Source organism: Allopontixanthobacter sediminis (assembly GCF_009828115.1).
In the GTDB taxonomy this organism is placed as follows: Bacteria; Pseudomonadota; Alphaproteobacteria; order Sphingomonadales; family Sphingomonadaceae; genus Allopontixanthobacter; species Allopontixanthobacter sediminis.
Genome location: NZ_WTYL01000002.1, coordinates 358,529 through 383,767, shown reverse-complemented (window position 1 = coordinate 383,767; position 25,239 = coordinate 358,529). Strand labels below are relative to the sequence as shown.

The following is a 25,239-nucleotide window of genomic DNA, read 5'->3' as shown; positions in this document are numbered from 1 at the left end:
AGTAGCCGACTTACACTGCGCTTTCACAGTTTGAGCAGAAGCAACCTGGGGTGAAGACCATGAAGGTAGTCCTGTTGGCAGGCGGTCTGGGATCACGATTGGCGGAAGAGACCGTTCGCGTCCCCAAGCCCATGGTGGAGGTAGCGGGGCGCCCGATCATGCTCCACGTCATGGATATCTACGATCACTGGGGGCAGACCGATTTCATCGTCGCCTGCGGTTACAAGGCGATGTCGATCAAGTCTTTCTTCAACGAACTGCATCTGATGAACAACGATTTCACCATCGGCATCGGTGATGGTGCAATGGATCTGCGCCCCCGGAAAAATGTCGATTGGCGTATCTCGGTTGTCGATACCGGGCTCAACACGATGACCGGAGGACGCCTGCTGCGGCTGAAAGACTGGCTCGACGGCGAGACCTTCATGGTCACCTATTCCGACGGGGTCGGCAATGTCGATATCGAGGCCCTGCTCGCGTTCCACCGTTCCCACGGAAAACTCGCGACGGTCACCGCAGTCCAGCCGCCCGCCCGGTTCGGCAACCTCGAACTGGACGGCGAAAAGGTCACGGAGTTCACCGAGAAAGTCCAGAAATACGAGACCTGGATCAACGGCGGCTTCTTTGTCTTCGAACCGGGCGTACTGGATTACCTGCCGGGGGACGAGGAACCGCTGGAAATGGCGCCGCTCACCAATCTCGCGCGTGACGGGCAGCTGATGGCGTATAAGCACAAGGGGTTCTGGCACCCGATGGACACCGTCAGGGACCGTGATCATCTTGACCGGCTGGGCAGCGAAGGCACTCCGCCGTGGATGGAGTTCGAACGGCAACCGGCCAGCTCGGTTGTTCCAGCCGCGCAAGCGCTCGTCGATGTCTGAACCTGCCGCCCTCGACGCCAGCCTGAGATCCGCCTTCGCGGGCAAGAATGTGCTCGTTACCGGGCATACCGGCTTCAAGGGCGGCTGGCTGTGTCTGTGGCTGACCATGCTGGGCGCCAATGTGCGCGGCGTCGCGCTCCCGCCCGGTGCCGGGCCCTCGCTGTTCAGTTCGCTGGGCCTGGCAGAGCTGGTCGATCACCGGATCGCGGACATCCGTGATCAGGCCGCTTTCCGGGCAGAGACCGAGGATTTTCCTGCCGACATCGTTTTTCATCTCGCGGCGCAGTCGCTGGTTCGCCTGTCGTATGAGGATCCGCTGGGAACGCTTGGTACCAATGTCATGGGCACCGCAACGGTGCTCGAACAGGTCCGCCGGATGCCGTCAGCCAAGGCCGTGGTGGTGGTCTCGAGCGACAAATGCTACGATAACAAGGAATGGTGCTGGCCCTACCGCGAAGTCGATCCGATGGGCGGTGCCGATCCCTACAGCGCGTCAAAAGGGTGCACCGAACTCGTCGCCGATTGCTACCGGCGCTCGTTCTTCGGCGATACCGGCGGCTGCCAATTGGCGAGTGTCCGCGCCGGAAATGTTTTCGGCGGCGGCGACTGGTCGGCCGACCGGCTGGTGCCGGATATCGTTCGCGCGAATGTGTCCCGTACGCCGGTAATTATCCGCAACCCGGCGAGTGTCCGTCCTTGGCAGCATGTGCTCGAGCCGCTCGGCGGATACCTCCAGCTCGGGGCGCGGCTGTTGGCGGAGCAAGCCGCCGATTTTGCCGAGGGCTGGAATTTCGGCCCCAGCGCCGATGCCTTCGTGCGCGTGGAAGATATGGCCCGCGGAATGCAGGCGGCGTGGGGCAGGGATGCCGCACCGATCGAATTCGGCCGCAGGGCTGGCGACCCTCACGAAGCGACGATGCTCACGCTCGACAGCAGCAAGGCGCGTGGGCGGCTTGGCTGGCGGCCGCAACTTTCAACCGGCGAAGCAATCGGCATGACGGCCGAATGGTATCGCGCTCATGCCGGGGGGCAGGAGGATATGCGGGCGTTCACCGAACGCCAGATCGCTGCCTATTCCGGCGCCCCGACCCATGCCCCTTCGTACTTTGAGGACACCACGATATGCGCGTGAATTACGGCCAGACGGTACATGGCGAAGAAGAAATTGCCGCAGTTGTCGAAGTATTGCGGACTTCGACCCAGATGGGGCCAAAGGTCCATGAAATGCAGCGGATCGTATCCGGCCTGTTCGCCAAGAAACATGGCATCATGGTCAATTCCGGCTCCTCGGCCAATTACCTGGCGATGGAACTGCTCCAGCTGGAGGAAGGCAGCGAGGTTATCACGCCGGCGCTGACTTTCGCCACCACTGTTGCGCCCATCGTGCGCAGCCGGCTGGTTCCGGCTTTCGTCGATGTCGAGCCCGGTACTTACAACATCGATGCGGAAAAGATCGTATCGATGATCGGGCCCAAAACGAAGGCGATGATGATACCTTCGCTGATCGGCAATTTGCCCGACTGGGACCGGATCCGGGAAATAGCCGACGCACACGGTCTGATGGTGATCGAGGATAGCGCGGACACGCTCGGGGCAACCCTGCACGGGGAAAGCACTGGCACCCGTTCGGAAATCAGCACCACCAGCTTCTACGGTTCCCACGTTATCAACGCTGCGGGCAACGGCGGGATGCTGTGCGTGAACGACGACGATCTCGCGCGGCGCGCCCTGCTGCTTCGTTCCTGGGGCCGGACGTCGTCGCTCTATGTCGCTTCCGAAAGCATCGAAAATCGCTTCAACGTCGAACTGGATGGGATCAGCTATGATGCCAAGTTTCTGTTCGATGAACTGGGCTTCAATGTCGAACCCTCCGAAATGGGCGCCGCATTCGGCCTGATCCAGCTCAAGAAGCTGGAAGCGAACATCGCCGCGCGGGAGCATAATTTCCGGCGCCAGTACGAGTTCTTCGCGCAGTTCGAAGACTGGTTCATACTTCCGAACCAGATGGCAGGATCGCGCACCGGCTGGCTTTCGTTCCCGCTGACCATCCGGCCCGGCGCCCCGTTCGAACGCCGCGAGCTGCAGATCTGGCTGGAACAGCGGGATATCCAGACCCGCCCCGTGTTCACTGGCAATATCCTGCGCCAGCCAGCCATGAAGAACGTCGAGGTGCGCGCTGCCGCGGAAGGATATCCAGTCTCCGACACCGTCATGCGCGGCGGAATACTGCTCGCCTGCCATCACGGACTGAACGAAGCCCAGATCGATTTCATGCACGAATCGTTCGACTCTTTCGCCCGCCGCCAAAGTTCAACTTCGGTCAAGGAGGCCGCCAATGCTTGATCCCCTGTCCATGGAGCGCGTAAAAAACTCGACGCTCGATTGCTGCCGCGCGTGCAAGGCCGACAGCCCCCACGTGTTCCTGCCGTACGGCGACCACGCCCCCGCGCAGATGCTGATCAGGCCGGAGGACCTGGACGAGGAACAGCCCTCGTTCCCCCTCAACGCGCAGGTCTGCCTCGAGTGCGGCCTGATTGCCGTTGCCGACCAGATCCCGGAGAACTTCTTCCGCCACTATTTGTATATCCCGTCGGGCGCGGCGACGATGCACAGCCATTTCGACGAATTCGCCTCGGTTCTCGTCGAGCGGGCGGGCGGGGACGGCCTGATCGTCGACATTGGCAGCAACGACGGGCTGTTGCTGGCCGCGTGCAACGGGCGCGGGGCAAGAACGCTCGGGATCGACCCTGCAGAGAACATCGCCGAACTCGCCGCGCAAAAGGGAGTGGAAACCTACATCGACTATTTCCACCCGCAATCGGCGGCCGATGTGAAGGCGAAATTCGGCGCCGCAAAGGTCATCTCGACCACTAACACCTTCAACCATATCGGCGATCTGCACAATTTCATGGAAGCGGTGTGCATTCTCCTCGCCGATGACGGGACGTTCGTGATCGAGGTGCCGCGCGCCAAGGAAATGGTCGAGCGCGCCGAATTTGACAACATGTACCACGAACACGTCTCCGAATTCAGCCTGCTGTCGATCGTCAAACTCGGTGCTTACTTCGATCTGGAGGTGACCGACGCCAAACGGCTGCCGAAGATACATGGCGGATCGATGCGGGTATTCCTGACCCGCAAGGCCGCCGGTTTCCCGGCCCAGCCCATCGTTGCGGAAATGCTTGCGGAAGAACTGTCCGGCGGGATGCTCGACCAGTCGACCTACGAACGGCAGGTCGATGCCTTCAACGAGACGGGCGACATCCTGCGCGAAATGCTGGACGACCTGAAGGCCAAGGGTCTCAAGATCGCCGGTTACGGTGCCTCTGCCCGCGGCAACACGCTCATCACCTATTTCGGGGTCGACGGAAATTATCTCGATTTCCTGGTCGACAAGAACCCGCTCAAACACGGGCTGTATTCGCCAAACACGCGGATCCCGGTAAAACCGGTCGAGGCGATCGAGGAAGAAAAGCCCGATGTGCTGTTCATGCTGGCGTGGAATTTCTTCGATGAAATATACGCGCAGCAGGCCGACTTCCGGGCGCGCGGCGGCAGGTTCCTGGTGCCGCTGCCGGTGCCTCACCTGGTGGACTGAGGGATCGGGCAGCTTGAAGCCATGAAGGGGACCGTATGCCTCGTGACCGGCGCGACCGGGTTCATCGGGTCGCATCTGGTTCGGGAACTGGCGTCACGCGGCGCGGACGTGCACGCCGCCGCGCGGTCAGGTTCTGCGCCCGGCAGCTTGGAGCCTTCATCCGGCAGGGTCACACACCACCGGCTGGATCTGCGTGACCGGGCCGCGCTGGAGCGGTGCATCACTTCGGTCCAGCCGCAGAAGGTGTTCCACCTTGCGGCCCAAACGCGCGACCCGGCATCGCAATCCATTTCGGACCTCGCGAAATCCTTCGCCGACTGCATCGATCCGCTCGTGCATCTGCTGGACCTGCTCGCAGGTGCCGCGAGCCCGCCGCAGGTCATGGTCCGTGCGGGAACGATCGCCGAATATGGCAAAGCCATGCTGCCCTACCGCGAAGACCAGCGCGAATATCCCCAGTCACCCTATGGCGCGCGCATGCTGGCCGCCACGCAGATTTGCGAGATGCTGGATGCGCGCGTTCCATTCCCGGTCCACACCGCGCGGCTGGCGCTTACCTATGGCGATGGGCAATCGCACGGCTTCCTCCTTCCCGCGCTGATCGATGCCTGCCGGAAGGGGCTGCCGACCGAAATCCTGCGGCCTGACGACCGGCGCGACCTGATCCATGTGAGCGACGTGGTCGATGCCCTGATCCGGCTGGGCGAAAGCGGCCTTGCGGAAGGCACGACTGTGAACATTGCCACGGGCACCGCGCCGACCATGCGAGACGTCGCTGCCCGCGTTATCGCGATTTCCGGCTGCGATCCCGCGCTGGTCACGCTTGGTTCGCCCGGTCCCTGCGTTAAGCCTTCGGTCCTTCTGGCAAGTCCCGCGAAGGCACAAAGGCAACTCGGCTGGAGCGCCCGTATTGCTCTCGATGACGGGCTTCGGATGATGCTGGGCCGCGCCATGCAGGAGGATCTGCACGCCGATGTACAGGTAAGGGCGCGTTGTGGCTGACGCCGGGCAGACCCTCGTTTCCATTCTCGTGCCCGCGTTCAACGAGCAAGAGAATGTCCTGCGGGCTTACGAAGCCATCACGCGCACATTCGACGCCTTGCCGGGCTATGAATGCGAGATCATCTTCTCCGACAACCACTCAACCGACCGGACTTTCCCCCTGCTCAAGGAACTGGCGCAGAAGGACCGCCGGCTGAAGGCCATCCGCCTGTCGCGCAATTTCGGGTACCAGCGGTCACTCCTGTGTCTTTACAAGGCGGCCAGCGGCGCCTGCGCGGTACAGATCGATTGCGACCTACAGGACCCGCCCGAACTGATCCCGCAGATGCTCGAGCAATGGCGCGCAGGCCATCAGGTCGTTTACGGAATCCGTCGCAGCCTGCAGGACGGATACTTCGTGGCCCTGTCGCGGAGGCTGTTCTACCGTCTCATCAATGTGGTGAGTGACGACGAACTGCCGCTCAACGTCGGCGAGTTCCGGCTGGTCGACCAGCGGATCCTGCGGGAGCTTCGCCGGGTCGACGATTCCACGCCCTATCTGCGCGGCCTCATCAGTTCGATGGGATTTTCGCAGGTGGGCATCGAATACGACCGCGCCGACCGACTCGCCGGAGAAAGCAAGTTTCCGTTCAAGTCGATGCTGCTGCTGGCGGTCGACGGTGTCCTGAACCATTCCCTGCTGCCGCTGCGCCTGGCGTCGTTTCTGGGGCTGACGATTGGCCTGATCAGTTTCCTGATGACCCTGATCTACCTGGTTGGGCGGATCCTGCTCGGCCAGGCATGGCCAGCCGGTTTCGCGACCACGACAATCCTGCTCCTGATGTCGATCTCGATGAACGCCATTTTTATGGGTATTATTGGGGAATATCTCGGCCGGGTGTTCCTGCAATCGAAAAACGCGTCGCGGCCGATCATCGAGGAAAGCCTCAATCTGTCCGACGCCGCCGTCAACTGTGCTGTCGAAACACCGCTACGCGTGAAATGACGTAAAAGACTGCGGCATAGGTGCAAATGGCGGCGGCTTGCACGAAGGGATTCTCCGGATAACCGGCCATCCGCCCGGCTGTGACCACGCCGACGTTGAAGCCGTAACTCACCAGGAACGCAGCCAGATAGCGCATGCCTTCGGAGACTGACGCAGTACGCCGTGTCCGGAATGTCCAGTTGCGATGCAGGATATAGGAAATCGGCAGCCCGAGGCAGAACCCGATGGCATTGGCGAGGTAATCCCCCGCGCCCGCCCACAATCCCAGCAGGATGAAGGTATAGCCGATCGCGGTATTAAGGATGCCGACCAGGATGAAGCGGCGGATAGTGTGCAATTCTGTTCGCATTGTCCGCCGCCCTATCCCTCGACATCGAACCCCTTCGATGTCCCCGAACTAATTCACGATCACACCTCAGCCAAGAGCCGCTGCGCCATCGCGCGCACTTCGGCTCCCATGTCTTCGCGCTCGAGCGCCAACGCGAGGGTCGCTTCGACGAAGCCGAGCTTGCTGCCGCAGTCGAACCTTCGGCCGGCGAAGGTCACCGCGTTGAACGGCTGGTTGCCGATCATCCGGGCCATCGCGTCGGTCAGCTGGATTTCACCGCCGGCGCCTTTGCCCTGCGTTTCCAGGACACGCATCACCTCGGGCTGGAGGATGTAGCGGCCCGACACGATCTTGTTCGACGGTGCCTCGCCCTGCGGCGGTTTTTCGACGAGCCCCTTCACTTCGGTCAGCGCGCCGCGCGATGCGCCCGGGTCGATCACCCCGTAACTGGAAACTTCCTCCATCGGGATTTCCAAGACGCTGATCAGATTGCCGCCGACCTCGTTATAGGCGTCGACCATCTGCTTCATGCAGCCCGGGCCGCCGCCCTTTGCGCTTACCATCAGCTCGTCCGGCAGCAGGATCGCGAACGGCTCGTCGCCCACGATCGCCCGCGCGCACCAGATCGCGTGGCCAAGGCCGAGCGGGACTTGCTGGCGCACCGTGATGATATCGCCTGGGACGGCGCGGGTCGCGTCGAGCACCGACAGGTCCTTGCCGCGTTCGTTCATCGTTGCCTCAAGTTCGAAGGCGACGTCGAAATGTTCGACAATGGCGGTCTTGCCGCGCCCGGTTACGAAGATGATCTGTTCGATCCCCGCCTCGCGCGCCTCGTCCACCGCATACTGGATCAGCGGCCGGTCGACGATCGGCAGCAATTCCTTGGGGATCGCCTTGGTCGCCGGCAGGAAGCGGGTGCCCAGTCCCGCCACGGGGAACACGGCTTTGCGGATCGGTTTTCTGGCTGTCATGCATCCTCGATAATAGTGCTGGCGAGAGCGCGTCAACTAGGACCGCAAGGTTTCTGCCGTGCGGGCCTTGCTCTGCCCGCGGTTCCGGCTAAACCCGCGGGCATGGACAAGATCATAATCAGGGGCGGAAAGCGCCTCTCCGGCACCATTCCTATTTCCGGCGCGAAAAATGCGGCTTTGACGCTGATCCCCTGCGCGCTGCTGACGGAGGAGCCGCTGACGCTGCGCAACCTGCCGCGGCTCGCCGATATCGACGGGTTCCAGCATTTGATGACCCAATTCGGCATCTCGACCAGCATCCAGGGCAACCGGCCGGAAGATTTCGGCCGCGTTGTAACATATGAAGCGCCCCGGCTGACCTCCACCGTCGCGCCGTATGACCTCGTGCGCAAGATGCGCGCGTCGATCCTTGTGCTCGGCCCGATGCTGGCCCGCGCGGGGGAAGCGACCGTTTCGCTTCCCGGCGGCTGCGCCATCGGCAACCGTCCGATCGACCTCCATCTGAAGGCGATGGAAGCTCTTGGTGCGGAGATCGAGATGGCGGCAGGCTATGTCCGGGCCCACGCGCCCGATGGCGGCTTGCCCGGCGGCGACTATGATTTCCCGGTGGTGTCGGTGGGCGCGACCGAAAACGCGGTCATGGCCGCGGTGCTCGCAAAGGGCACCAGCCGCCTGACCAACGCCGCGCGCGAACCGGAAATCGTCGACCTGTGCAACCTGCTGGCTGCGATGGGCGCGGAGATTGAAGGTATCGGTACGTCGGAACTGACAATCCACGGGGTCAAGCGGCTGCACGGTGCCACCTACCGGGTCATGCCCGACCGCATCGAAGCCGGGTCCTATGCGTGCGCCGCCGCGATTACCGGGGGAGAAGTGAGGCTGGAAGGCGCCAAGGCCGATGAAATGGCCGCCACCCTCCATGCGCTGCGCGATATCGGCGTCCACATCGAAAGCGACGCCAAGGGCATCAATATCGCCTCCGACGGGAAGCTGAAGGCAACCAACCTAACCACCGCGCCCTATCCCGGTCTCGCCACCGACATGCAGGCGCAATTGATGGCCCTGCTGTGCCGCGCGGAAGGCACCAGCGTGCTGAAGGAAACGATCTTCGAAAACCGCTATATGCATGTGCCCGAACTCAGCCGGATGGGCGCGCATATCGAAACCTCCGGCCGCACCGCGATTGTCCACGGTGTCGCCAGCATGACCGGTGCGGAAGTGATGGCGACCGACCTGCGCGCGTCGATGAGCCTGGTCATCGCCGGACTTGCTGCGGAAGGCGAGACGCAGGTCCGCCGCCTGTATCATCTCGACCGCGGATATGAACGGCTGGAAGAGAAGCTGGCGCTGGTCGGCGCGGATATCGAGCGGGTCGGCGACGATTAGCCAGATTCTGTGGACCTTTCGTTCGAAGTGATCGTTGATCAGGCACGAAAGGAGTTTTGATTATGGGACTTATCAAAATCGCAGCATTATCGGCACTCGGTTACGCCGGGTTCAAATATTTCGAGAAGCGCAAGGACAGCGACTCGCCAGCCTTTGCCACCGGCCAAACCGGCTCGGTGCGGAATGCGGGAGCGTCTTCCATGCGCGACAAGCCGGACCAGTGGAACAAGACCGACGAAGAATCGGATGAAAGCTTTCCGGCCAGCGACCCACCGGGGAATTACTGACCGCCGGGACCGAAAATGCGGTCCCGCTGACGCATGGGCCGTACAGGTCTGGCGGAACAATGTTCGATCATATTCTTTGACTTGTCATGGAACAGAGCAAAGCCGAGCCCCGAAGTGGTATGGGTTATCTGCGTTTCTTCGCAATGATCGCGACATCGACCGTCGTCATGTACGGCCTCATGTATCTCAACACTTACGAGACGGAGCATATCTGGTTCAGCCAGACACGCGCGTGGATGGCTTTGCTGATGGGATCGGTGATGGCCGTCATCATGCTGCTGTTCATGTGGAGCATGTATCCCCGTGTACAGCGCAACCTGCTCATCCTGGCGGCGTCCCTGATAGTCTTTTCAGGAACTCTGTGGCTTGTCCGAAGTCAGGAAACGGTCTCGGATGTAAGCTGGATGAAAGCGATGATCCCGCATCATTCGATCGCGATCCTGACCAGCCGGCGCGCGGAGCTTTCCGATCCGCGCGTCCGCAAACTCGCCGACGAGATAATTGAAGCGCAGGTGCGGGAAATTGGCGAGATGGAAAACCTGATTGCTGAAATTGACGATAATGGCGAAGCTCCGCCTGATAGCGCCCCCGCCGCCGACTAGCGGTTCGAAACCAACCACACCCGGATCGCGCTGGCGAGACCGGGCGGGGTGGCAGACTTGATCCGTTCGGCATCGATCCGCGCAACCAGCGCGTTGATCGGCATCGCCTCAGCTTCGGCAGCGGCCTTCAGCATATCCCAGAACAAGGGTTCGAGACTTATCGAAGTCTTATGCCGGTCGATCTGGATGGATCGCTTGACGGGTGGGTGATAAGGGGCTGGCATTGCTGTGCAGTGTAAGAGTTTGGCCTAGACAGTCATACAATTTTTTCGGGGTGGCTGGCGAATGCCTTCAAGGTTAGTCTTACGCCATGCCCGAACCCACGCAGTCACTGACAGACAAGGAAAAGGAGACACTTCGACTGATCCTGCGGGGCCACGATGCGAAGTCAGCCGCAAATCACCTCGGCCTTTCGGTTCATACCATAAACGAACGGTTGCGCGCCGCGCGGCGCAAGCTTTCTGTGACCAGCAGCCGGGAGGCTGCGCGGGTCCTACTGAACCGGGAGACTAGGACCCCCGAAATTCTTGCATACAAGCAATTGGGGGAAGCCGCTGCAGACCAAACTTGCAATCATTTTCCGATGCCCGCGGCTGCTCACAGCGAAAGACTTGGCCTTGGGCGCCGAAAAGTCCTGATTATGGGAGGTGTCTTCATCATGTCGATCTTTGCAATTTCTCTCGCGCTTCTGTTGGTTTTAAATGGCGCAGACGCGATACAGTCCCAAGCGGACCCGTCCCCTTCCGCAGCCAAAGCAAATGCCGAACAGGAAGCAGCGGCTCGCGAGTGGCTCTCGCTCGTCGATGATAATAATTGGCAGGCGAGTTTCGACACATCGGGTAGCGCGTTTCGAGCGCCCAATACGCTCACTAGTTGGCAGGCAGCATCAGAACAGGCCCGAGTTCCGCTGGGCAAGGTGGTCAACCGCAAGGCAGTTGCGTTCCAGACGCTTTACGCGCCGCCGAACGGTTACCAGTTAGTTCAATTCAAAAGCGATTTTGAGAACAGGGCAGGCGTTGTCGAATCGGTGACGCTCGAGCGCGAGGATGGGGTTTTGCGCGTAGTCGGTTATTTCATCGACTGACCGCCGCCTGCAATTCGGGCGGCGAGCGCATCGTCCTTAGTACATGTGCTGGCCGCCGTTGATGCTCATCGTCGACCCGGTGACGAAGCCGCCATCCTCCGAACACAGGAAGCAGACGCCGCGGGCGATTTCTTCCGCTTTGCCCAGCCGGCCGACGGGAATCTTGGCGACGATTTTTTCCAGCACCGCCTCGGGCACGGCAGCGACCATCTCGGTATCGATATAGCCTGGCGCGATTGCGTTCACGGTGATGCCGGAACGGGCACCTTCCTGCGCCAGCGCCTTGGTGAAGCCGTGGATCCCGCTCTTGGCAGCGGCGTAGTTCACTTGGCCGTATTGTCCGGCCTGTCCGTTGATCGATCCGATATTGACGATCCGGCCCCACTTGCGTTGGCGCATGCCGTCGAACGTTGCCTTCGCCATGTTGAAGCAGCCGCCCAGATTGATGCGCATCACTTCGTTCCAGTCTTCAAAGGTCATTTTCAGCATCGTACCGTCACGGGTGATGCCGGCGTTGTTCACCACTACATCGATAGGGCCCATTTCCTGCTCCACCCTGGCGCAGCCTGTCAGACAGGCTTCGTGATCGCCGACGTCCCAGCGGTAGGCCGGAATTCCGGTCTCGTCCGTGAAGGCACGCGCCTTTTCCTCGTTTCCGGCATAATTGGCGACGACGGTAAATCCGTCCCGCGTGAGCATTTCGGAAATTGCCCGGCCGATGCCGCGGGTTCCGCCAGTTACGATCGCTACGTGTGCCATGAAGCTTTTATCCTCTTTTCCCAATTGTTTTACTGACCTTACGGCAACCGCGATTTCGGGCAAATAAAAACCCGCCGAAGCGGGCTTTTATGAAGCGCTGCCAGAATATCGTGCCGGTTAGAAGCGGAACTGGGTTCCGACGTAAACGGCCTGACTGTCCTGAACCGAATCGGTCAGTGGCGCGATACGATCCCGGTCCTGCGACAGGCGCACACCAGCGGTCACATCGAGATTGCCGGTAATCCGGTAGGCACCGCCGACATCGACAGTCTGTTCGCCAAGCGATTCGAGCGTGCCGCGCGAACGGCCGGTCGTGCCCTTTTCGGATTCGAGCGCAATACGCGGCTGGAACCGGCTCGGCTTCTCGGCCGCACCTTCGGCAGGTTTGAAATCGGCCAGGTCAAGCAGGCCGGCCTTGTTCAAAGCCAGAGCGGCGACTGTCGAGCCGTTATCCGGCTTGGCAGCTGTCGGCGCCTTCGCAAATCCGCGGTAACCGCGGGCCACGCCCAGATTGTACCGCGTCGGCGCAAGCTTGAAGGCGTCTTCGCCGGGGCCGCTGGCGAGCGGGGAGCCGAGGCCGGGCGAAGCGGAAACCATCGAGCCAGCCGTACGGATGGAGATCGCGCGAGCGGTCGCATCATCCAGGCGGACCGCCACGGTGAACGTGCGGTCCTGCGCCGACTGATTGCTGGCCGGAGTAAAGCGAAGTGCCTGACCGCGGGCTTGAACGCTGGCATGCACCCGGCGGGCCAGTTGCGGGTCTACGGTTGCAGGGGTGAACGGGACGAATTCCATTCCCGCCATCACAGTGGGAGAATTTTCAATTCCGCTGACGGCAAGGCCGGCCGTAGGGACAGCCACAGCAAGACCCGCGGCGGCGAGAAGCGCCGGCGCGATTCCGCCGATACCTGCCTTGTTGCGAGACCGCCTGTTCATTCTTCCCTCTGTTTCATTCCCGTCATTATGACCAATAAAGGCCTTAACGGTTCCTGACTTTGCGGCCAGCGACTCGGATTCCCCTACGTCACCTTCGCGATCAATTTATGACATTATGCCGAAGTTTTTGACTTGGCCAGCTTTTCCACAGGCTCCTTCAACTAAGGACGAGACTTGTTGCAGCATCCCCACAGATTCTGGAATTTGCGGCTGAATTATTGAGCTGACAGCGCTTTTTGGTTCGGCACGGCGCATTTGAAGCGCTCTTTCGCCGTCTGATTCCGTGCCGGCACAGGTCGATTCGCGCAGCCATACCGGGCCAGCATCCGAATTAAGGACCCGTTCAGTCCGGGGCGCCCTATTCGGACGGGTTGCCGTGGCCGGGCAATTCGCATCCATACCTTGCCGCACGCGCCGTGCGGGTTATAGAGGCTTTAACGTGTACCTCTGGCCGAAAACCCACGTGTTCGAACCAGATCAATTTTGAGGACGTTCCGCACTATCATGACCGTCAAACCTACTCTGCCCGCAAATCTGTTCCGCGCCGCGCTGGCCGCTGCCGCCCTTTCCGGCCTCGCTGCATGCGGTGGTGGGCAGGATCGCCCGGCTGCCGACCTGGCGGCATCGCAGGTCACCACGATCGGGGTAAATTCCTACCTGTGGCGCGCCTCGCTCGAAACGGTCAGCTTCGCGCCGTTGCTCCAGGCAGACAGTGCCGGCGGCGTCATCGTGACTGACTGGTACTCGCGCCCGGAAAACCCGTCCGAACGGGTAAAGGTTTCGGTTGCCATCCTCGATCAGGACCTTCGCGCCGATGCGTTGCGGGTGGCCGCCAGTCGGCAGGTCCTGCAGGGCGGAAATTGGGTCGATGCGCCGGTCCAGGCCGCGACCGTGCAGAAGCTGGAAGACATCATCCTGACCAAGGCCCGCGATCTTCGCCGCCAGACGATTGGCTGATCGCTTCGGCGGCGGATTACACCGGGCCAGTTCGGGCCGAGAATCTTGGGTAGCCCAGAATGAGTGACACCACAGACAGCCGCTTCGATCCGGCGCAGGCCGATCTGCGGTGGCAGCAGGCGTGGGATGACGCCGGCTGTTTCCATGCCGACAGCGATAGCCCGAAGCCCAAAAGCTACGTCCTGGAAATGTTTCCCTACCCCTCCGGCCACGTCCACATGGGGCATGTCCGCAACTACACGATGGGTGACGTGCTCGCGCGCTACAAGCGGATGCGCGGGTTCGAAGTGCTGCACCCGATGGGCTGGGACGCGTTCGGGATGCCTGCCGAAAACGCGGCAATGGAAAAGAACGTCCATCCCGGCGGCTGGACCCGCGATAATATCGCGCACATGAAATCGCAGCTCAAACGGATCGGCTTCGCGCTCGACTGGAGCCGCGAGTTCGCGACCTGCGACCCCGAATATTACGGGCACGAACAGGCGCTGTTCCTCGATCTTTTCGAAGCAGGGCTGGTGTACCGCAAGGAAAGCGAGGTCAATTGGGACCCCGTCGATCATACCGTCCTCGCCAATGAACAGGTGATCGACGGGAAGGGCTGGCGTTCGGGTGCCGTGGTCGAGAAGCGCAAACTGAGCCAATGGTTCCTCAAGATCACCCAGTTTGCCGATGAGTTGCTTACCGGGCTCGACACGCTGGAAGACTGGCCGGAAAAAGTCCGCCTGATGCAGGAAAACTGGATCGGCAAATCGAAGGGTCTGCAATTCGCCTTCAGCCTGTCGGATGGCCAATTGGTGGAGGTGTATTCCACCCGGCCGGACACGATCTTCGGCGCGAGCTTCGTCGCCGTGGCGGCGGATCATCCGATCGCGCAGGGCGTGGCGGCGGACAATCCCTTGGCGGCGGCGTTCATCGAGCAATGCAAGCGCGGCGGCACGACCGCGGCGGAGCTGGAAACGGCGGAAAAGCTGGGCTTCGACACTGGGATCACCGCGGCGCATCCGCTTGATCCGGCCCGCGCCCTGCCGGTCTATATCGCCAATTTCGTGCTGATGGATTACGGGACCGGCGCGGTCATGGGCGTGCCCGGGCATGACCAGCGCGATTTTGAATTTGCCACAAAATACAAGCTCCCAATCATCCGCGTGGTCGCAAAATCGGCGGCGGACGCTGACCAGCCCTTCGGTGCGGCCGCCGAGGCCGGTGACGGCGTCATCGTTAATTCCGGCCCGCTGGACGGGATGGATGTCGCGGCCGCGATCGCCGAGGTGATTGCGCGCGCGGAATCGGGCCAATGGGGCAGCGGCAAGACCGTGTGGCGGCTGCGCGACTGGGGCGTTTCGCGCCAACGCTATTGGGGTACGCCGATCCCGTTCATCCATTGCGCTGCCTGCGGCGTGGTGCCTGTGCCCAAGGACCAGTTGCCGGTGGCGCTGCCGGAGGATGTCGATTTCAGCATTCCGGGCAACCCGCTCGCCCATCACCCGACGTGGAAGCATACCAAGTGCCCCGGATGCGGCGGCGCGGCGAACCGCGAAACCGATACACTCGACACCTTCGTCAACAGTTCATGGTATTTCCTGCGCTTTGCGAGCCAGCCGGACGACCAGCCGTTCGACCGTGCCGAGGTCGAAAAATGGCTGCCGGTCGAACAGTATATCGGCGGTATCGAGCACGCGATCCTGCATCTGCTCTATGCGCGGTTCTGGACCCGCGCGCTCCAACATATCGGCAAACTGGGTTTTGCGGAACCGTTTGCCAGCCTGTTCACGCAGGGGATGGTGACCCATGAAACCTACGCCCGGCGCGCCCCGGACGACGGTCGCCAGACCTTCTTCACCCCGGCCGAAGTGGACAAACGCGGCGAAGCAGCGGTTCTGAAAGCGGACGGTTTCCCGGTCGAGATCGGCCGCGTGATCAAGATGTCCAAGTCGAAGAAGAACGTGGTCGACCCGGATGAAATCGTCGCCCGCTACGGCGCGGATGCGGTGCGCTGGTTCATGCTGTCCGACAGCCCGCCGGAACGCGACCTGCCCTGGTCCGAAGCCGGGATCGAAGGCTGCTGGCGCTTTGTCCAGCGGCTGTGGCGCCTGCTCGGCCAATATGATCCCGCCGCGACTGGCGAAGACAAGTCGGTCGCCCGCAAGACGCACCAGACGATCGCGGCGTGCGCCGAGGATATCGAGGCGCTGTCCTTCAACAAGGCGGTCGCGCGGATTTACGAGCTGACCGCAGTGATCGAAAAGTCGGTGCCGTCCGCTAGCCGCAGCGAAGCGATCCGTTCGTTGCTGTTGCTGGTCTCCCCGATGATGCCGCATTTGGCAGAAGAAGTATGGTCCCGAACGGGGCAGGGCGGGTTGATCGCGCTGGCACCATGGCCCCACGTCGATTCCGCGTTGCTGGTGGATGACGAGGTAACCATCGCGGTCCAGCACAAGGGCAAGCTGCGTGATACGCTGACGGTCGCCAAGGGCATGCCCGGCGCCGAGTTGGAAGCGCTTGCGCTCGCCAGCGAGAAGGTCCAGCGTTCTCTGGACGGAGCGGAAGTTCGCAAGGTGATCGTAGTGCCCGACAGACTGGTCAACATCGTAACATGATCCGCCGGGCCGCCTTGTTGCTGGCGCTGGTCCCCTTGGCCGCACTGCTCGGTTCCTGCGGTCTTAAGCCGATGTATGCCGGAGGTAGCGACGGGGTGGTGGCACGCGGGCTGTCGGGAATTGAAGTCCCGGTTATTCAGGGGCGTGCCGGCTGGCTGATGCGCAACGCATTGCGGGACCGGCTGGGAGCCAGCGGCGACGGTCCGGCGCGTTACCGGCTCGACGTGCGGCTGGACGACCGGCTGGAAGGGCTGGGCGTCTTGGGCGACGACACGATTGGCCGCGAACGGCGCACCCTGCGCGCGCGCTATCAGTTGGTCGATATCGCAAGCGGCGAAATCCTGCTCGATGCGACCGCCGGTTCCGATGCCGGGATCGACGTGGTGTCGAGCGAATACGCGACCATCGCCGCGGAACAGACCGCGCTGGAAAATCTCTCGCTGGAAGTCGCCGATCGTATCGTAACGCAGCTCGCCCTGACGCTGCGCGAAGCCCCTTGAAGGCTACCCAGCGCGACTTTGGCGGCACCGCTACCAAGGCGGCGCGCCAGTGCAGCGTGTTCTTTTTTTGTGGGCCGGACGAAGGCGGGGCCTCTGCTGCCGCAAACCGGATAGTTTCCCTGCTCGACGATCCCGGGGAACGGATCGAGTTGTCGGGCAACGACCTGCGTAAGGATCCTGTCCGGCTGGGCGACGAAGCCCGCTCCACTTCGCTGTTCGGTGATACCCGCCATCTGTTCGTGCGCGCCAGCGGCGATGAGGCTCATGACGCGGTCAAGATCCTGATCGACGGCGTGGATCAGGACCAAGGCACTATCTGCCCCGTGCTCATCGTCGCCACGTCCGCAACGGACAAGGCGCGGACCGCGAAATTGCTCGAGAAACGCAGCGACGCGCTGGTGGCGATGTTCTGGCCGCCCGACCTTGGCAGTGTCAGTGCGTCGGTGCGTACGATGGCGGATGCCGCGGGGCTTCGGCTCAACGGTGACATTGCCGAACGGATCGCGCGCGGTGCCGGGCTCGACATCCGTCTTGCCCAGTCCGAATTGACCAAGCTGGCGCTATATCTCAACGCGTCGCCCGAGGCGCCGCAGAGTGCCGATGCAGAGGCACTGGCGGCGATCGGGGCATCGACCGAAGAAGACGGCTTCATGCCGCTGGTTAATGTGGTGCTTTCCGGTGAACTCGCAAAACTGCCCGGCGAACTGCAGCGGATGCGCGAATTGTCACTCAATCCGGTGGGCCTTCTGTTGGCGTTTGAACGCCGAACGGTTCAGCTCGCGCAATTGTCGGCCCGGATCGGCCCGCGCGGCGATATTGCCGGTGCGGTCAATGCCGAAATCCAGGCGAGGCGCGTATTTTTCAAGGATCAGCGCGATATTATGCAGCAATTGCAGCGTTGGCGAGGCAGGAAACTTGATCGGCTCGTGGCAAGATTGGTGCAGTTACACCAAAGCCTGTTGTCCAACAGCCAACATGCCGAAATGTTGTTGGCACACGGTCTTACAGAGATCGCGAGAGTTGCTGGTGCCCGAAGGTAGAAATCAATTCTAGTCGTAAGCTACTAGCCAATTTAGAACATGGGATTCACAGGCTGCAGTAAGCCGCACTTTCGTAGATATACACAGTACGGGCACTCAGTCGTGGCTGACCACATGTCGGCGAAATGGCGCAAGTCTGATCGCTAAATGAATCCTCACACCTGGGTCTGGACTGGTCAGCGGGAAACCCTGCGGAAAGCTGCGCTGAGCCCGTCTGTGCCTAGTCCTGAGGTACACTGAAGGTTCCGGTCACCCGGCCGCCGCTTTGATTAGTGGTGCCGGTAACTGATGACGACCCGCTGGCGCTGCCGTCCACGCTGGATACTCCGGTCCGCAAATCGATGACGAGCCTGCCGCCATCGAGAGTGTCGCCGCCGCGACGAAGCCGCACATTGCCGGCCATAGTGATGATCCGGCGGCCAAAATCATACACTGCCACATCGCCGCGGGCCGCTTCGTCTCCGCGCGTGACCTGCACCCCGCCGGTGGCGGTAATCCGCTGAATATCGAGCGATCCGGCGTCGGTATAATTGACCAGCGTACGAGCCGCCTGCAGTCGCAGCCCAGCTTGGGTGATATCGACATTGCCGGACAGCACAACGCGGTTCTGGCGGTCCTGCAATTCGATCCGGTCGGCACCGAAATTGACCGGTGCGTTGGAATTATGCGCTGCGATCGCCTGGGCATGGCTGTACATTCCGCCGAACGCCGCCCCGAATGCGGCGATGGTCAGCAGGAAGCCTGCTGCGCCCCAGCGGCCGGCAGTTTTCAGCAAAAGAGTTTGCGCTAGCGCGTTGTTACCTGTCATTACGGCATCCTCAGCTTACCGGGGATCATCTTCATTTTCGCATTTCCTTCCAGCGTCACCGTCCGCGCGGGAAGGTCCGCCTCGAGCCGGTTGGCTGAAAAAGTGCCCGCCGGGACGCTGCCGGAAACGCCGCCCGCACCGACCACCTGCTTGGACTGCAGGTCAATCGAGACGCCATTCGCGACCATGTTATAACCATCCGCGGCGGTCAGTGTCAGCGGTCCGTTCACCTTTACCACATCCTCGGAGATATCGAAGCTACCGCCTTCGGCGCGAATGCGCGCGAGCCCTTCCGGCAGCAGGATTCGCGCGACCAGGTCGCGCATCCGCACGATCCCTTCCACGCCCGAACGCTGGACGGCCTCCCCGGCGGTGAGGGAAAATGGCTGCCCCTCATTGTCCTTGCCGCGGTACATGGCGTTATCGACCCGAAGCCGTTCGTCGATCATCGCCACCTTGCTCCGATCGAGCAGGAAACTGACTTCGCCACGCGGGGACAGCGGGGTGATAACCATGAACGCCGCCAGCACCCCGACCGCCATGGGCAGTACCCGGGCGAGAAAGCCGACCAGCCGGTCATGCGAACCGCCGGGCGCAGCAAAGCCCTGGCGCCGGGAGCGCAATTGCCTAGCTTCGCTGGTTTCAATTCGGGCACTCATGACATTCGTGTGGGCTTCGCCGGGTTACATATGGCTGAATATATCGTGTTCCGCCCAACCGGCCAAATCGAGCGCGGCGCGGGCAGGCAGGAAATCGAAGCAGGCCTGCGCCATGGCGGTCCGCCCTTCGCGTTCGAGGCGAACTTCGAGAATGTCTTTCAGCCGATGGAGAAAGCGCACGTCCGACGCCGCGTAATCGCGCTGCGCCTCGTTGATTTCAGCCGCGCCCCAGTCGGAGCTTTGCTGCTGCTTGGAAATCTCCGCGCCGAGCAGTTCGTTGACCAGATTTTTGAGGCCATGCCGATCGGTATAGGTCCGGGTCAGCTTGCTGGCGATCTTGGTGCAGAACACCGGTGTGGCCTGCACCCCGAGGTAATGCGCGATTGCAGCCAGATCGAACCGCGCGAAGTGATACAGCTTGATCCGCGCAGGATCCGCCAGCACCGCCTTCAGGTTTGGCGCATCATAGGCACTGCCGACATTGAACCGGACGAGATGTTCATCCCCGCCGCCATCGCTGATCTGCACCAGGCACAGCCGGTCGCGCGGCGTGACCAGACCCATGGTCTCGGTGTCGACGGCGACCGGGCCGGGCGCAAGCACGCCTTCGGGGAGGTCTTCTTCATGAAAATATACTGCCATGCCGGGTGCCTTAGGCGGATTGGGGAAAGAGGGGAAGTGCTAGCTGGTGGTGCCGACGCGCCGCGGTTAGGGAGGCAGGATGGCCGATGATCCCGTCCCTGAAAGCTGGCGCCATGCGCTGGCACCCGCGCTGGCCGCACCGCAAGCGCACCGGTTGGCTGACTGGTTGGCGGCGGAGGAAGCGGCAGGCAAGCCGATATTCCCGCCGCGCGGCCAACGCATGAGGGCGTTCGACCTGACCCCGCTGGGCGCGGTGAAGGTCGTCATTCTAGGTCAGGATCCGTATCACGGGCCCGGGCAAGCGCACGGCCTGGCTTTTTCTGTGCCGGAAGAAGCGAAGATGCCGCCCTCGCTGGTCAACATCTACAAGGAATTGGCGCTCGACCTCGGCATCGAGCGCCCGGCACACGGAAATCTGGATCATTGGGCCCGCCGGGGCGTCCTGTTGCTGAACACCTCGCTGACGGTCGAGGCGGGTCAGGCTGGTAGCCATGCCCGGCGCGGCTGGGAAGCCATTACCGACGCCGCCGTGGCAGCGGCTGCAGCCCGCACCGAGCCAAGCGTGTTCATCCTGTGGGGCAATCACGCACAGGCCAAGGCGGAGCGCATTCCGGAACTGGCGCAGGGCGGACCGCACCTCGTGCTGAAATCCGTCCATCCCAGTCCGCTGTCCGCCCATCGCGGCTTCTTCGGGTCGAAGCCCTTCAGCCGCGCCAACGCGTTTCTTGAAGCGAACGGCCGCGGCGCTGTCGATTGGTCGGCACCACACCGATAAAGCAAAGGCCGCCGCTCCAGGGGGGGGGGGGGACGGCGGCCATGCCCGGCAACCCGCAGGGCAATCAGAACTTGGCGCGTACTCCGACAGAATAGCGGCTTTCGGACAGCGCATAGCTGTTGATCGCGGTCGGATTGAAATTGCTGATCTCGACCGTAGCGGAATCCTTCGGCAAAATATTCTGCGCCTGGAACGAAAGGCCTATTCGCTTGGTCAGGTCGATCCCGAGCTGGGCATCGAGCTGCGACCGCGCGGCAATTACGCTGGGTCGGTCCTGGGTGAATTCGAACACCGCATCGTCGCGCCAATTATACGCGATACGGGCCGAAACCGGACCCTTCTCGAACAGTCCGACCAGGTTGTAGCTGTGCTTGGATGTCGCCACCAGCGGGAACCCGTTGCTGTCTTCGCTGTCGGCATAGGTGTAGTTCGCAATGATGCCGAAGCCGTTGAAAGGTGCCGGCAGGAAGTCGAAGAACTGGGTCACACCGACCTCGAAACCCCGCACCTTGGCCGACGCGATGTTGAACGGGCGGGAGGTCTGGTAGACATCGGTGTTGCCATCGATCGTCAGCGTTTCCTCTATCGTACCGGTAGCAATGAAATCTTCGACGTCCTTGTAGAACAGCGCGCCGGAAATCAGCGAACTTCCGCCGGTGTAGTATTCCATCGACAAGTCCAGGTTGGACGAAATCGGCGGGGTGAGCTGGGCGTTGCCGCCGCCCGAGGTGAGGTTGGTCGGATTGATGAAGGTGCTTGGCGCCAGATCGGCCAGACCCGCGCGCTGGATCGTCTGGGATGCCGACACCCGGACCAGGAAGTCATCGGTAACGTTGACCACCAGATTGGCGCTCGGCAGCACGTTGGTGTATTTGTTGGTGTCGGTGGTCAGCACCGGGATATTGTTGATCAGCGAAAAGGTGTCGACGGTGAAATCGGTCGCGGAGATTCGCACGCCCGCATTTGCTCTGGCGGGACGGCCGAACAATTCGCCCTCGGCATCGAACATGACGTACCCGCTGAGCGTCTTTTCCTGCAGGTCGTAATCACGCGACGCGTTTCGGCGATAGCCGTTGGGGCTGGCTTCCTCGCTTGCCAAAGGAGGTTCGGTGGCTAACACACGCGGGATCAGGAAATCGGGATCGGGGAAATAGGTGAAGAACTCGCGCGGGAAATTTCCGTCGATCCCGCCAAGGAAATCGGGATCGCCCGGCACGGCAAAGGGTTCCAGTTCCGCGCGTGTCGCCAGCCCGCGGCTGCGATAGGAATCCGAATCGGCCCGCAAGTCGACATAGCGGACCCCGGCCCGCAGGCTGACACCGCCATCGAATTCGTAACCCACATCGAATTTACCGGTGTATTCTTCGAGATTGGCCGGGAGCAGGTTGGCTCGCAGCGTCAATGTGCCCGAAGTGGGGATGACGTAATTGGCGGGATTGTTCGGATCGAACGCGGTCCCGGCTGGCCGTTCCAGGGTCAGGCTTGGCACCGGCCCGCCGCGGAAATCGTAGTTTCCGATCACGCCGGTCAGACTGTCGAGAACGACGACTTCGATCTTCTGGCGCAACGTTCCCCGGCTGTAATAGGCATCGCCTTCCAGAGTCAGGCGGCCGTTGTCGTATTTGCCGTTGAGCCCGAACAGGTAGTTGGCGGTCGGGTCTTCGCGCCGCTGGTTCTGCACGCGTATCCGGCCAGTGGCCTCGCCGGCAACCAGGTAGCCATCTTCGTTCACCGCGTCGCGGATGATGAGTGCGGTGGAGCTGGTTGGCAGGGAGAAGGTGATCGCCTGGTTCGTGCGGTCGGCCTCGACCTTCGAATAGAGGCCATCGGCCGTAAGCACGAAGTCGTCGCCGATCCGGAACTGGAGCGCTCCGTTGAGGCCGATGCGCGAGCGGTCGATCTCGACATTTTCATATTGCAGCTGAAGCGGTGCCAACAAGGTTTCAGTGCCGCCATTACGCCGTTCAAGCCAGTTGTTGCGTTCGAACAGCTGCAATTTCGACGTGCGCTTCTGGTATTCGCCTGACAGCAGCAGGCCGATATTCCCATCGGCGAAAGTCGTGGTGAACAATCCGGTGACCGTCGGTTCGAACTTTTCCGATTCGGCAGAATACGTTCCCGTGGCGCGGACCGATACGGTTGGCTTGCGGAAATCGAACGGTTTGGGCGTGACCAGATTGACCGAGCCGCCAAGGCCGCCTTCTACCTGGCTCGCGAGCGGTGACTTGCGCACTTCCAGCCGGCCGAACAGGCTAGAAGGGACGGAATCGAGCCCGGATGAACGGCCGAGATTGTCGTTTTCCGGTGGCGAGACGCGAGCGGAGAAGCCAAGAAGCGTGCGACCATCGACTTCGACACGGACTTGCTGGAGGCCGCGAATGTTGACCGCCTGGCCCTCGCCGAAGACGCGGGTGATCTGGACCCCGGTGACGCGTTGCAAGGCTTCTGCGACGTTGGCGTCGGGCAGTTTGCCGACATCCTCAGCGGTAATGACATCGACCACCTGATCGGCATTTCGCTTGATGTCGGCGGCTTTCGCCAGCGATGCGCGGATGCCGGACACGATAATCGCATCATCATCCACCAAAGCCTCGTCCGGGTCCGCTACGGTTGAGGGTGCCGGAGCATCCTGCGCAACAGCTTGGGAACCAACCGAAAGTGCCATGACCGAACTGCACACCAGCAACAACTTGCGCATCGCTTCTCTCTCCCTTGATACCGGTGTCAATTTCGCCCGGCTGTTTTTATGATTCTGTATAACTGATCGAAAATCGAAAATTCGTGAGATGGCTTTCCGGATGGCTCTGGCGACACGCCACCTTTGCTCAACCTGTGAAGGCTCCCGCAGAAGAAAAGACATGTATAGACACCGGTGTCAATAGGTTCCGTGCGCTAACCGGCGAATGACCACGAGCGTATCCTCAGAGACACTGCAAAGCGTGGCCGTTAGAGCCCCGCACTTGATTGACCAACTGCGCGCCCTGTGGCGTCTGACGCGATCCTATCGCGGCAGTTCGCTGGCCCCCATCAGTGCCATGTCGACGCTCCGGGCGCATTGGCGGCCCTCGCGGATCGCCCAGACCACCAGGCTTTGCCCTCGCCGCATGTCGCCGCAGGCGAACACACCCGGTTCGCTCGTCGCGTAATCATCCTCATTGGCGGCGACTGCACCGCGGTCCGTCAGGGCGACGCCTGCCCGATCGAGCAGTCCGTGCTTCTTCGGGCCGGTAAAGCCCATGGCGAGCAGCACCAGGTCGGCGGGGAGCACGAAATTGCTGCCTTCGACCTCCTGCATCCTACCGCCGTCCCACGCCAGACGGACGCATTCGAGGCCGGTGACATCGCCGTCCGTTCCGATCACCCGTTTTGCCATCACGGACCAGTCGCGAGCCGCGCCTTCTTCGTGGCTGGAGGAGGTGCGCATTTTCAGCGGCCAGTCGGGCCAGGTCAGTGCCTTGTCTTCCTTTTCCGGCGGCTGCGGCATGATTTCCAGCTGGGTCACGCTGGCCGCGCCCTGCCGGTTCGACGTGCCGACACAGTCGGAACCGGTGTCGCCGCCGCCGATGACGATCACATGCTTGCCCGTCGCGGTGAGCGAACCGCGCGGCGCCGCACGAAGTTCGTCGTCGCCGGCGTTGCGCTTGTTCTGCTGGGTCAGGAATTCCATCGCCAGCCGGACGCCTGAAAGCTCCGCCCCGGGGATTTCCAGAGGCCGCGCTTCTTCCGCGCCGCCCGACAACACGATGGCGTCGAAATTTTCCTGCAGGCTCTTGAAGGAGATATCCACGCCGACTTCCGCCGAGGTACGGAAGGTGACGCCTTCCGCTTCCATCTGCACCGCACGGCGGTTGATCAGGTGCTTCTCCATCTTGAAGTCGGGGATGCCGTACCGCAGCAATCCGCCGACCCGGTCGTTCTTCTCGAACAGGGTGACCTTGTGGCCGGCGCGGGCGAGCTGCTGCGCGCAGGCCATCCCCGCCGGGCCGGACCCCACAACCGCGACCGATTTACCGGTCTGATGGGCGGGAACCTGCGGCTTGATCCAGTCTTCCTGCCACCCGCGGTCGACAATCGCGCATTCGATGCTTTTGATCGTGACCGGCGAATCGACGATGTTGAGCACGCACGCCGCCTCGCACGGGGCGGGGCAGATGCGGCCGGTGAATTCGGGAAAATTGTTGGTTGAATGCAGCACTTCGAGCGCGTTCTTCCAATCGCCGCGATAGACCAGTTCATTCCATTCCGGGATGATGTTGTTCACCGGACAGCCGTTGTGACAATAGGGGATGCCGCAGTCCATGCACCGCGCGGCCTGCAATTTCAGTGTCGGTTCGTCATGCGGGATAACGAACTCGCGGTAATGCTTCAGGCGGTCCTGCGGGTCCGCATAGACGCGGTCCTTGCGGTCGATTTCGAGAAATCCGGTGTCTTTGCCCATCGGT

25 protein-coding genes are annotated in these 25,239 nt (G+C 61.8%); 15 read left to right on the top strand and 10 right to left on the bottom strand.

What is annotated here, in order from left to right; genetic code table 11:
- Positions 1-59 precede the first annotated feature (59 nt).
- From rfbF to GRI65_RS07570, 6 genes are read left to right on the top strand one after another with little or no spacing between them, the layout of a single operon-like run.
- Positions 60-881, top strand: a complete 822-nt coding sequence (gene rfbF, locus GRI65_RS07595; RefSeq protein WP_160756534.1) for a glucose-1-phosphate cytidylyltransferase — start codon at positions 60-62, stop codon at positions 879-881.
- On the top strand, positions 874-2,013 hold the full coding sequence (gene rfbG / locus GRI65_RS07590; protein WP_202391220.1) for a CDP-glucose 4,6-dehydratase: 1,140 nt from the start codon (positions 874-876) through the stop codon (positions 2,011-2,013). Before rfbF ends, rfbG begins: the two co-directional genes overlap by 8 nt.
- Positions 2,004-3,224: an aminotransferase class I/II-fold pyridoxal phosphate-dependent enzyme gene (locus GRI65_RS07585; RefSeq protein ID WP_160755930.1), complete on the top strand. Its 1,221-nt coding sequence runs from the start codon at positions 2,004-2,006 to the stop codon at positions 3,222-3,224. The genes rfbG and GRI65_RS07585 overlap by 10 nt, the downstream gene beginning before the upstream one ends.
- On the top strand, positions 3,217-4,479 hold the full coding sequence (locus GRI65_RS07580; RefSeq protein ID WP_232843994.1) for a class I SAM-dependent methyltransferase: 1,263 nt from the start codon (positions 3,217-3,219) through the stop codon (positions 4,477-4,479). Before GRI65_RS07585 ends, GRI65_RS07580 begins: the two co-directional genes overlap by 8 nt.
- Positions 4,480-4,500: 21 nt before the next feature.
- Entirely contained in the window at positions 4,501-5,481 is a 981-nt protein-coding gene (locus GRI65_RS07575) for an NAD-dependent epimerase/dehydratase family protein (protein ID WP_160755929.1), read from the top strand.
- The gene (locus GRI65_RS07570) at positions 5,474-6,466 is read left to right on the top strand and encodes a glycosyltransferase family 2 protein (RefSeq protein ID WP_160755928.1); all 993 of its coding nucleotides are present in this window, start codon (positions 5,474-5,476) and stop codon (positions 6,464-6,466) included. Before GRI65_RS07575 ends, GRI65_RS07570 begins: the two co-directional genes overlap by 8 nt.
- On the opposite strand, the gene GRI65_RS07565 is transcribed toward GRI65_RS07570, so the two are convergent.
- On the bottom strand, positions 6,429-6,815 hold the full coding sequence (locus GRI65_RS07565; protein WP_160755927.1) for a GtrA family protein: 387 nt from the start codon (positions 6,813-6,815) through the stop codon (positions 6,429-6,431). The genes GRI65_RS07570 and GRI65_RS07565 overlap by 38 nt on opposite strands.
- A 59-nt stretch (positions 6,816-6,874) precedes the next feature.
- Positions 6,875-7,765: a UTP--glucose-1-phosphate uridylyltransferase gene (locus tag GRI65_RS07560; protein WP_160755926.1), complete on the bottom strand. Its 891-nt coding sequence runs from the start codon at positions 7,763-7,765 to the stop codon at positions 6,875-6,877.
- A 102-nt stretch (positions 7,766-7,867) separates the two neighbouring features.
- Here GRI65_RS07560 and murA point away from each other — a divergent pair, with 102 nt between their 5' ends.
- From murA to GRI65_RS07545, 3 genes are all read left to right on the top strand, one after another.
- Positions 7,868-9,151: a UDP-N-acetylglucosamine 1-carboxyvinyltransferase gene (gene murA / locus GRI65_RS07555; RefSeq protein ID WP_160755925.1), complete on the top strand. Its 1,284-nt coding sequence runs from the start codon at positions 7,868-7,870 to the stop codon at positions 9,149-9,151.
- 62 nt (positions 9,152-9,213) lie between these two features.
- Positions 9,214-9,438 carry a hypothetical protein gene (locus GRI65_RS07550; protein ID WP_160755924.1) on the top strand — a complete coding sequence of 75 codons (225 nt, stop codon included), beginning with the start codon at positions 9,214-9,216 and terminating at the stop codon, positions 9,436-9,438.
- Positions 9,439-9,557: 119 nt separating this feature from the next.
- Entirely contained in the window at positions 9,558-10,040 is a 483-nt protein-coding gene (locus GRI65_RS07545; protein ID WP_160755923.1) for a DUF305 domain-containing protein, read from the top strand.
- Here GRI65_RS07545 and GRI65_RS07540 read toward each other — a convergent pair.
- Complete coding sequence (locus tag GRI65_RS07540) at positions 10,037-10,264, bottom strand: ribbon-helix-helix domain-containing protein (RefSeq protein WP_160755922.1); 228 nt, start codon at positions 10,262-10,264, stop codon at positions 10,037-10,039. The two genes, GRI65_RS07545 and GRI65_RS07540, sit on opposite strands and share 4 nt — an antisense overlap.
- Positions 10,265-10,350: 86 nt before the next feature.
- Between GRI65_RS07540 and GRI65_RS07535 the strand changes: the two genes are divergently transcribed.
- Positions 10,351-11,124: a helix-turn-helix domain-containing protein gene (locus tag GRI65_RS07535; protein ID WP_160755921.1), complete on the top strand. Its 774-nt coding sequence runs from the start codon at positions 10,351-10,353 to the stop codon at positions 11,122-11,124.
- A 36-nt stretch (positions 11,125-11,160) separates the two neighbouring features.
- On the opposite strand, the gene phbB is transcribed toward GRI65_RS07535, so the two are convergent.
- Together phbB and GRI65_RS07525 are read right to left on the bottom strand one after the other, a co-directional pair.
- Entirely contained in the window at positions 11,161-11,883 is a 723-nt protein-coding gene (gene phbB, locus GRI65_RS07530) for an acetoacetyl-CoA reductase (RefSeq protein ID WP_160755920.1), read from the bottom strand.
- A gap of 117 nt (positions 11,884-12,000) precedes the next feature.
- Positions 12,001-12,819, bottom strand: a complete 819-nt coding sequence (locus GRI65_RS07525) for a hypothetical protein (RefSeq protein ID WP_160755919.1) — start codon at positions 12,817-12,819, stop codon at positions 12,001-12,003.
- A 504-nt stretch (positions 12,820-13,323) separates the two neighbouring features.
- On the opposite strand from GRI65_RS07525, the gene GRI65_RS07520 reads away from it, so the two are divergent.
- The 4 genes from GRI65_RS07520 to holA are packed head-to-tail and all read left to right on the top strand — an operon-like array spanning position 13,324 to position 17,913.
- Positions 13,324-13,776 (top strand): DUF3576 domain-containing protein, encoded by a 453-nt coding sequence (locus GRI65_RS07520; RefSeq protein WP_160755918.1) that lies wholly within the window; start codon positions 13,324-13,326, stop codon positions 13,774-13,776.
- 59 nt (positions 13,777-13,835) lie between these two features.
- Complete coding sequence (gene leuS, locus GRI65_RS07515) at positions 13,836-16,373, top strand: leucine--tRNA ligase (protein WP_160755917.1); 2,538 nt, start codon at positions 13,836-13,838, stop codon at positions 16,371-16,373.
- On the top strand, positions 16,370-16,873 hold the full coding sequence (lptE, locus tag GRI65_RS07510; protein ID WP_160755916.1) for an LPS assembly lipoprotein LptE: 504 nt from the start codon (positions 16,370-16,372) through the stop codon (positions 16,871-16,873). The genes leuS and lptE overlap by 4 nt, the downstream gene beginning before the upstream one ends.
- A complete protein-coding gene (gene holA / locus GRI65_RS07505) occupies positions 16,870-17,913 on the top strand; it encodes a DNA polymerase III subunit delta (RefSeq protein ID WP_160755915.1) in 1,044 nt (347 codons plus the stop codon). Before lptE ends, holA begins: the two co-directional genes overlap by 4 nt.
- A 220-nt stretch (positions 17,914-18,133) precedes the next feature.
- On the opposite strand, the gene GRI65_RS07500 is transcribed toward holA, so the two are convergent.
- The 3 genes from GRI65_RS07500 to GRI65_RS07490 are packed head-to-tail and all read right to left on the bottom strand — an operon-like array spanning position 18,134 to position 20,022.
- The gene (locus GRI65_RS07500) at positions 18,134-18,721 is read right to left on the bottom strand and encodes an LptA/OstA family protein (protein ID WP_160755914.1); all 588 of its coding nucleotides are present in this window, start codon (positions 18,719-18,721) and stop codon (positions 18,134-18,136) included.
- Positions 18,721-19,380 (bottom strand): LPS export ABC transporter periplasmic protein LptC, encoded by a 660-nt coding sequence (locus GRI65_RS07495; protein ID WP_160755913.1) that lies wholly within the window; start codon positions 19,378-19,380, stop codon positions 18,721-18,723. The genes GRI65_RS07500 and GRI65_RS07495 overlap by 1 nt, the downstream gene beginning before the upstream one ends.
- A gap of 24 nt (positions 19,381-19,404) precedes the next feature.
- Positions 19,405-20,022 (bottom strand): ribonuclease D, encoded by a 618-nt coding sequence (locus tag GRI65_RS07490; protein ID WP_160755912.1) that lies wholly within the window; start codon positions 20,020-20,022, stop codon positions 19,405-19,407.
- A gap of 79 nt (positions 20,023-20,101) precedes the next feature.
- Here GRI65_RS07490 and GRI65_RS07485 point away from each other — a divergent pair, with 79 nt between their 5' ends.
- On the top strand, positions 20,102-20,797 hold the full coding sequence (locus GRI65_RS07485; RefSeq protein ID WP_160755911.1) for a uracil-DNA glycosylase: 696 nt from the start codon (positions 20,102-20,104) through the stop codon (positions 20,795-20,797).
- A 64-nt stretch (positions 20,798-20,861) separates the two neighbouring features.
- On the opposite strand, the gene GRI65_RS07480 is transcribed toward GRI65_RS07485, so the two are convergent.
- Entirely contained in the window at positions 20,862-23,495 is a 2,634-nt protein-coding gene (locus tag GRI65_RS07480) for a TonB-dependent receptor (protein WP_160755910.1), read from the bottom strand.
- Between the two features lie 303 nt (positions 23,496-23,798).
- A complete protein-coding gene (locus tag GRI65_RS07475) occupies positions 23,799-25,235 on the bottom strand; it encodes a glutamate synthase subunit beta (RefSeq protein ID WP_160755909.1) in 1,437 nt (478 codons plus the stop codon).
- Positions 25,236-25,239 lie beyond the last annotated feature (4 nt).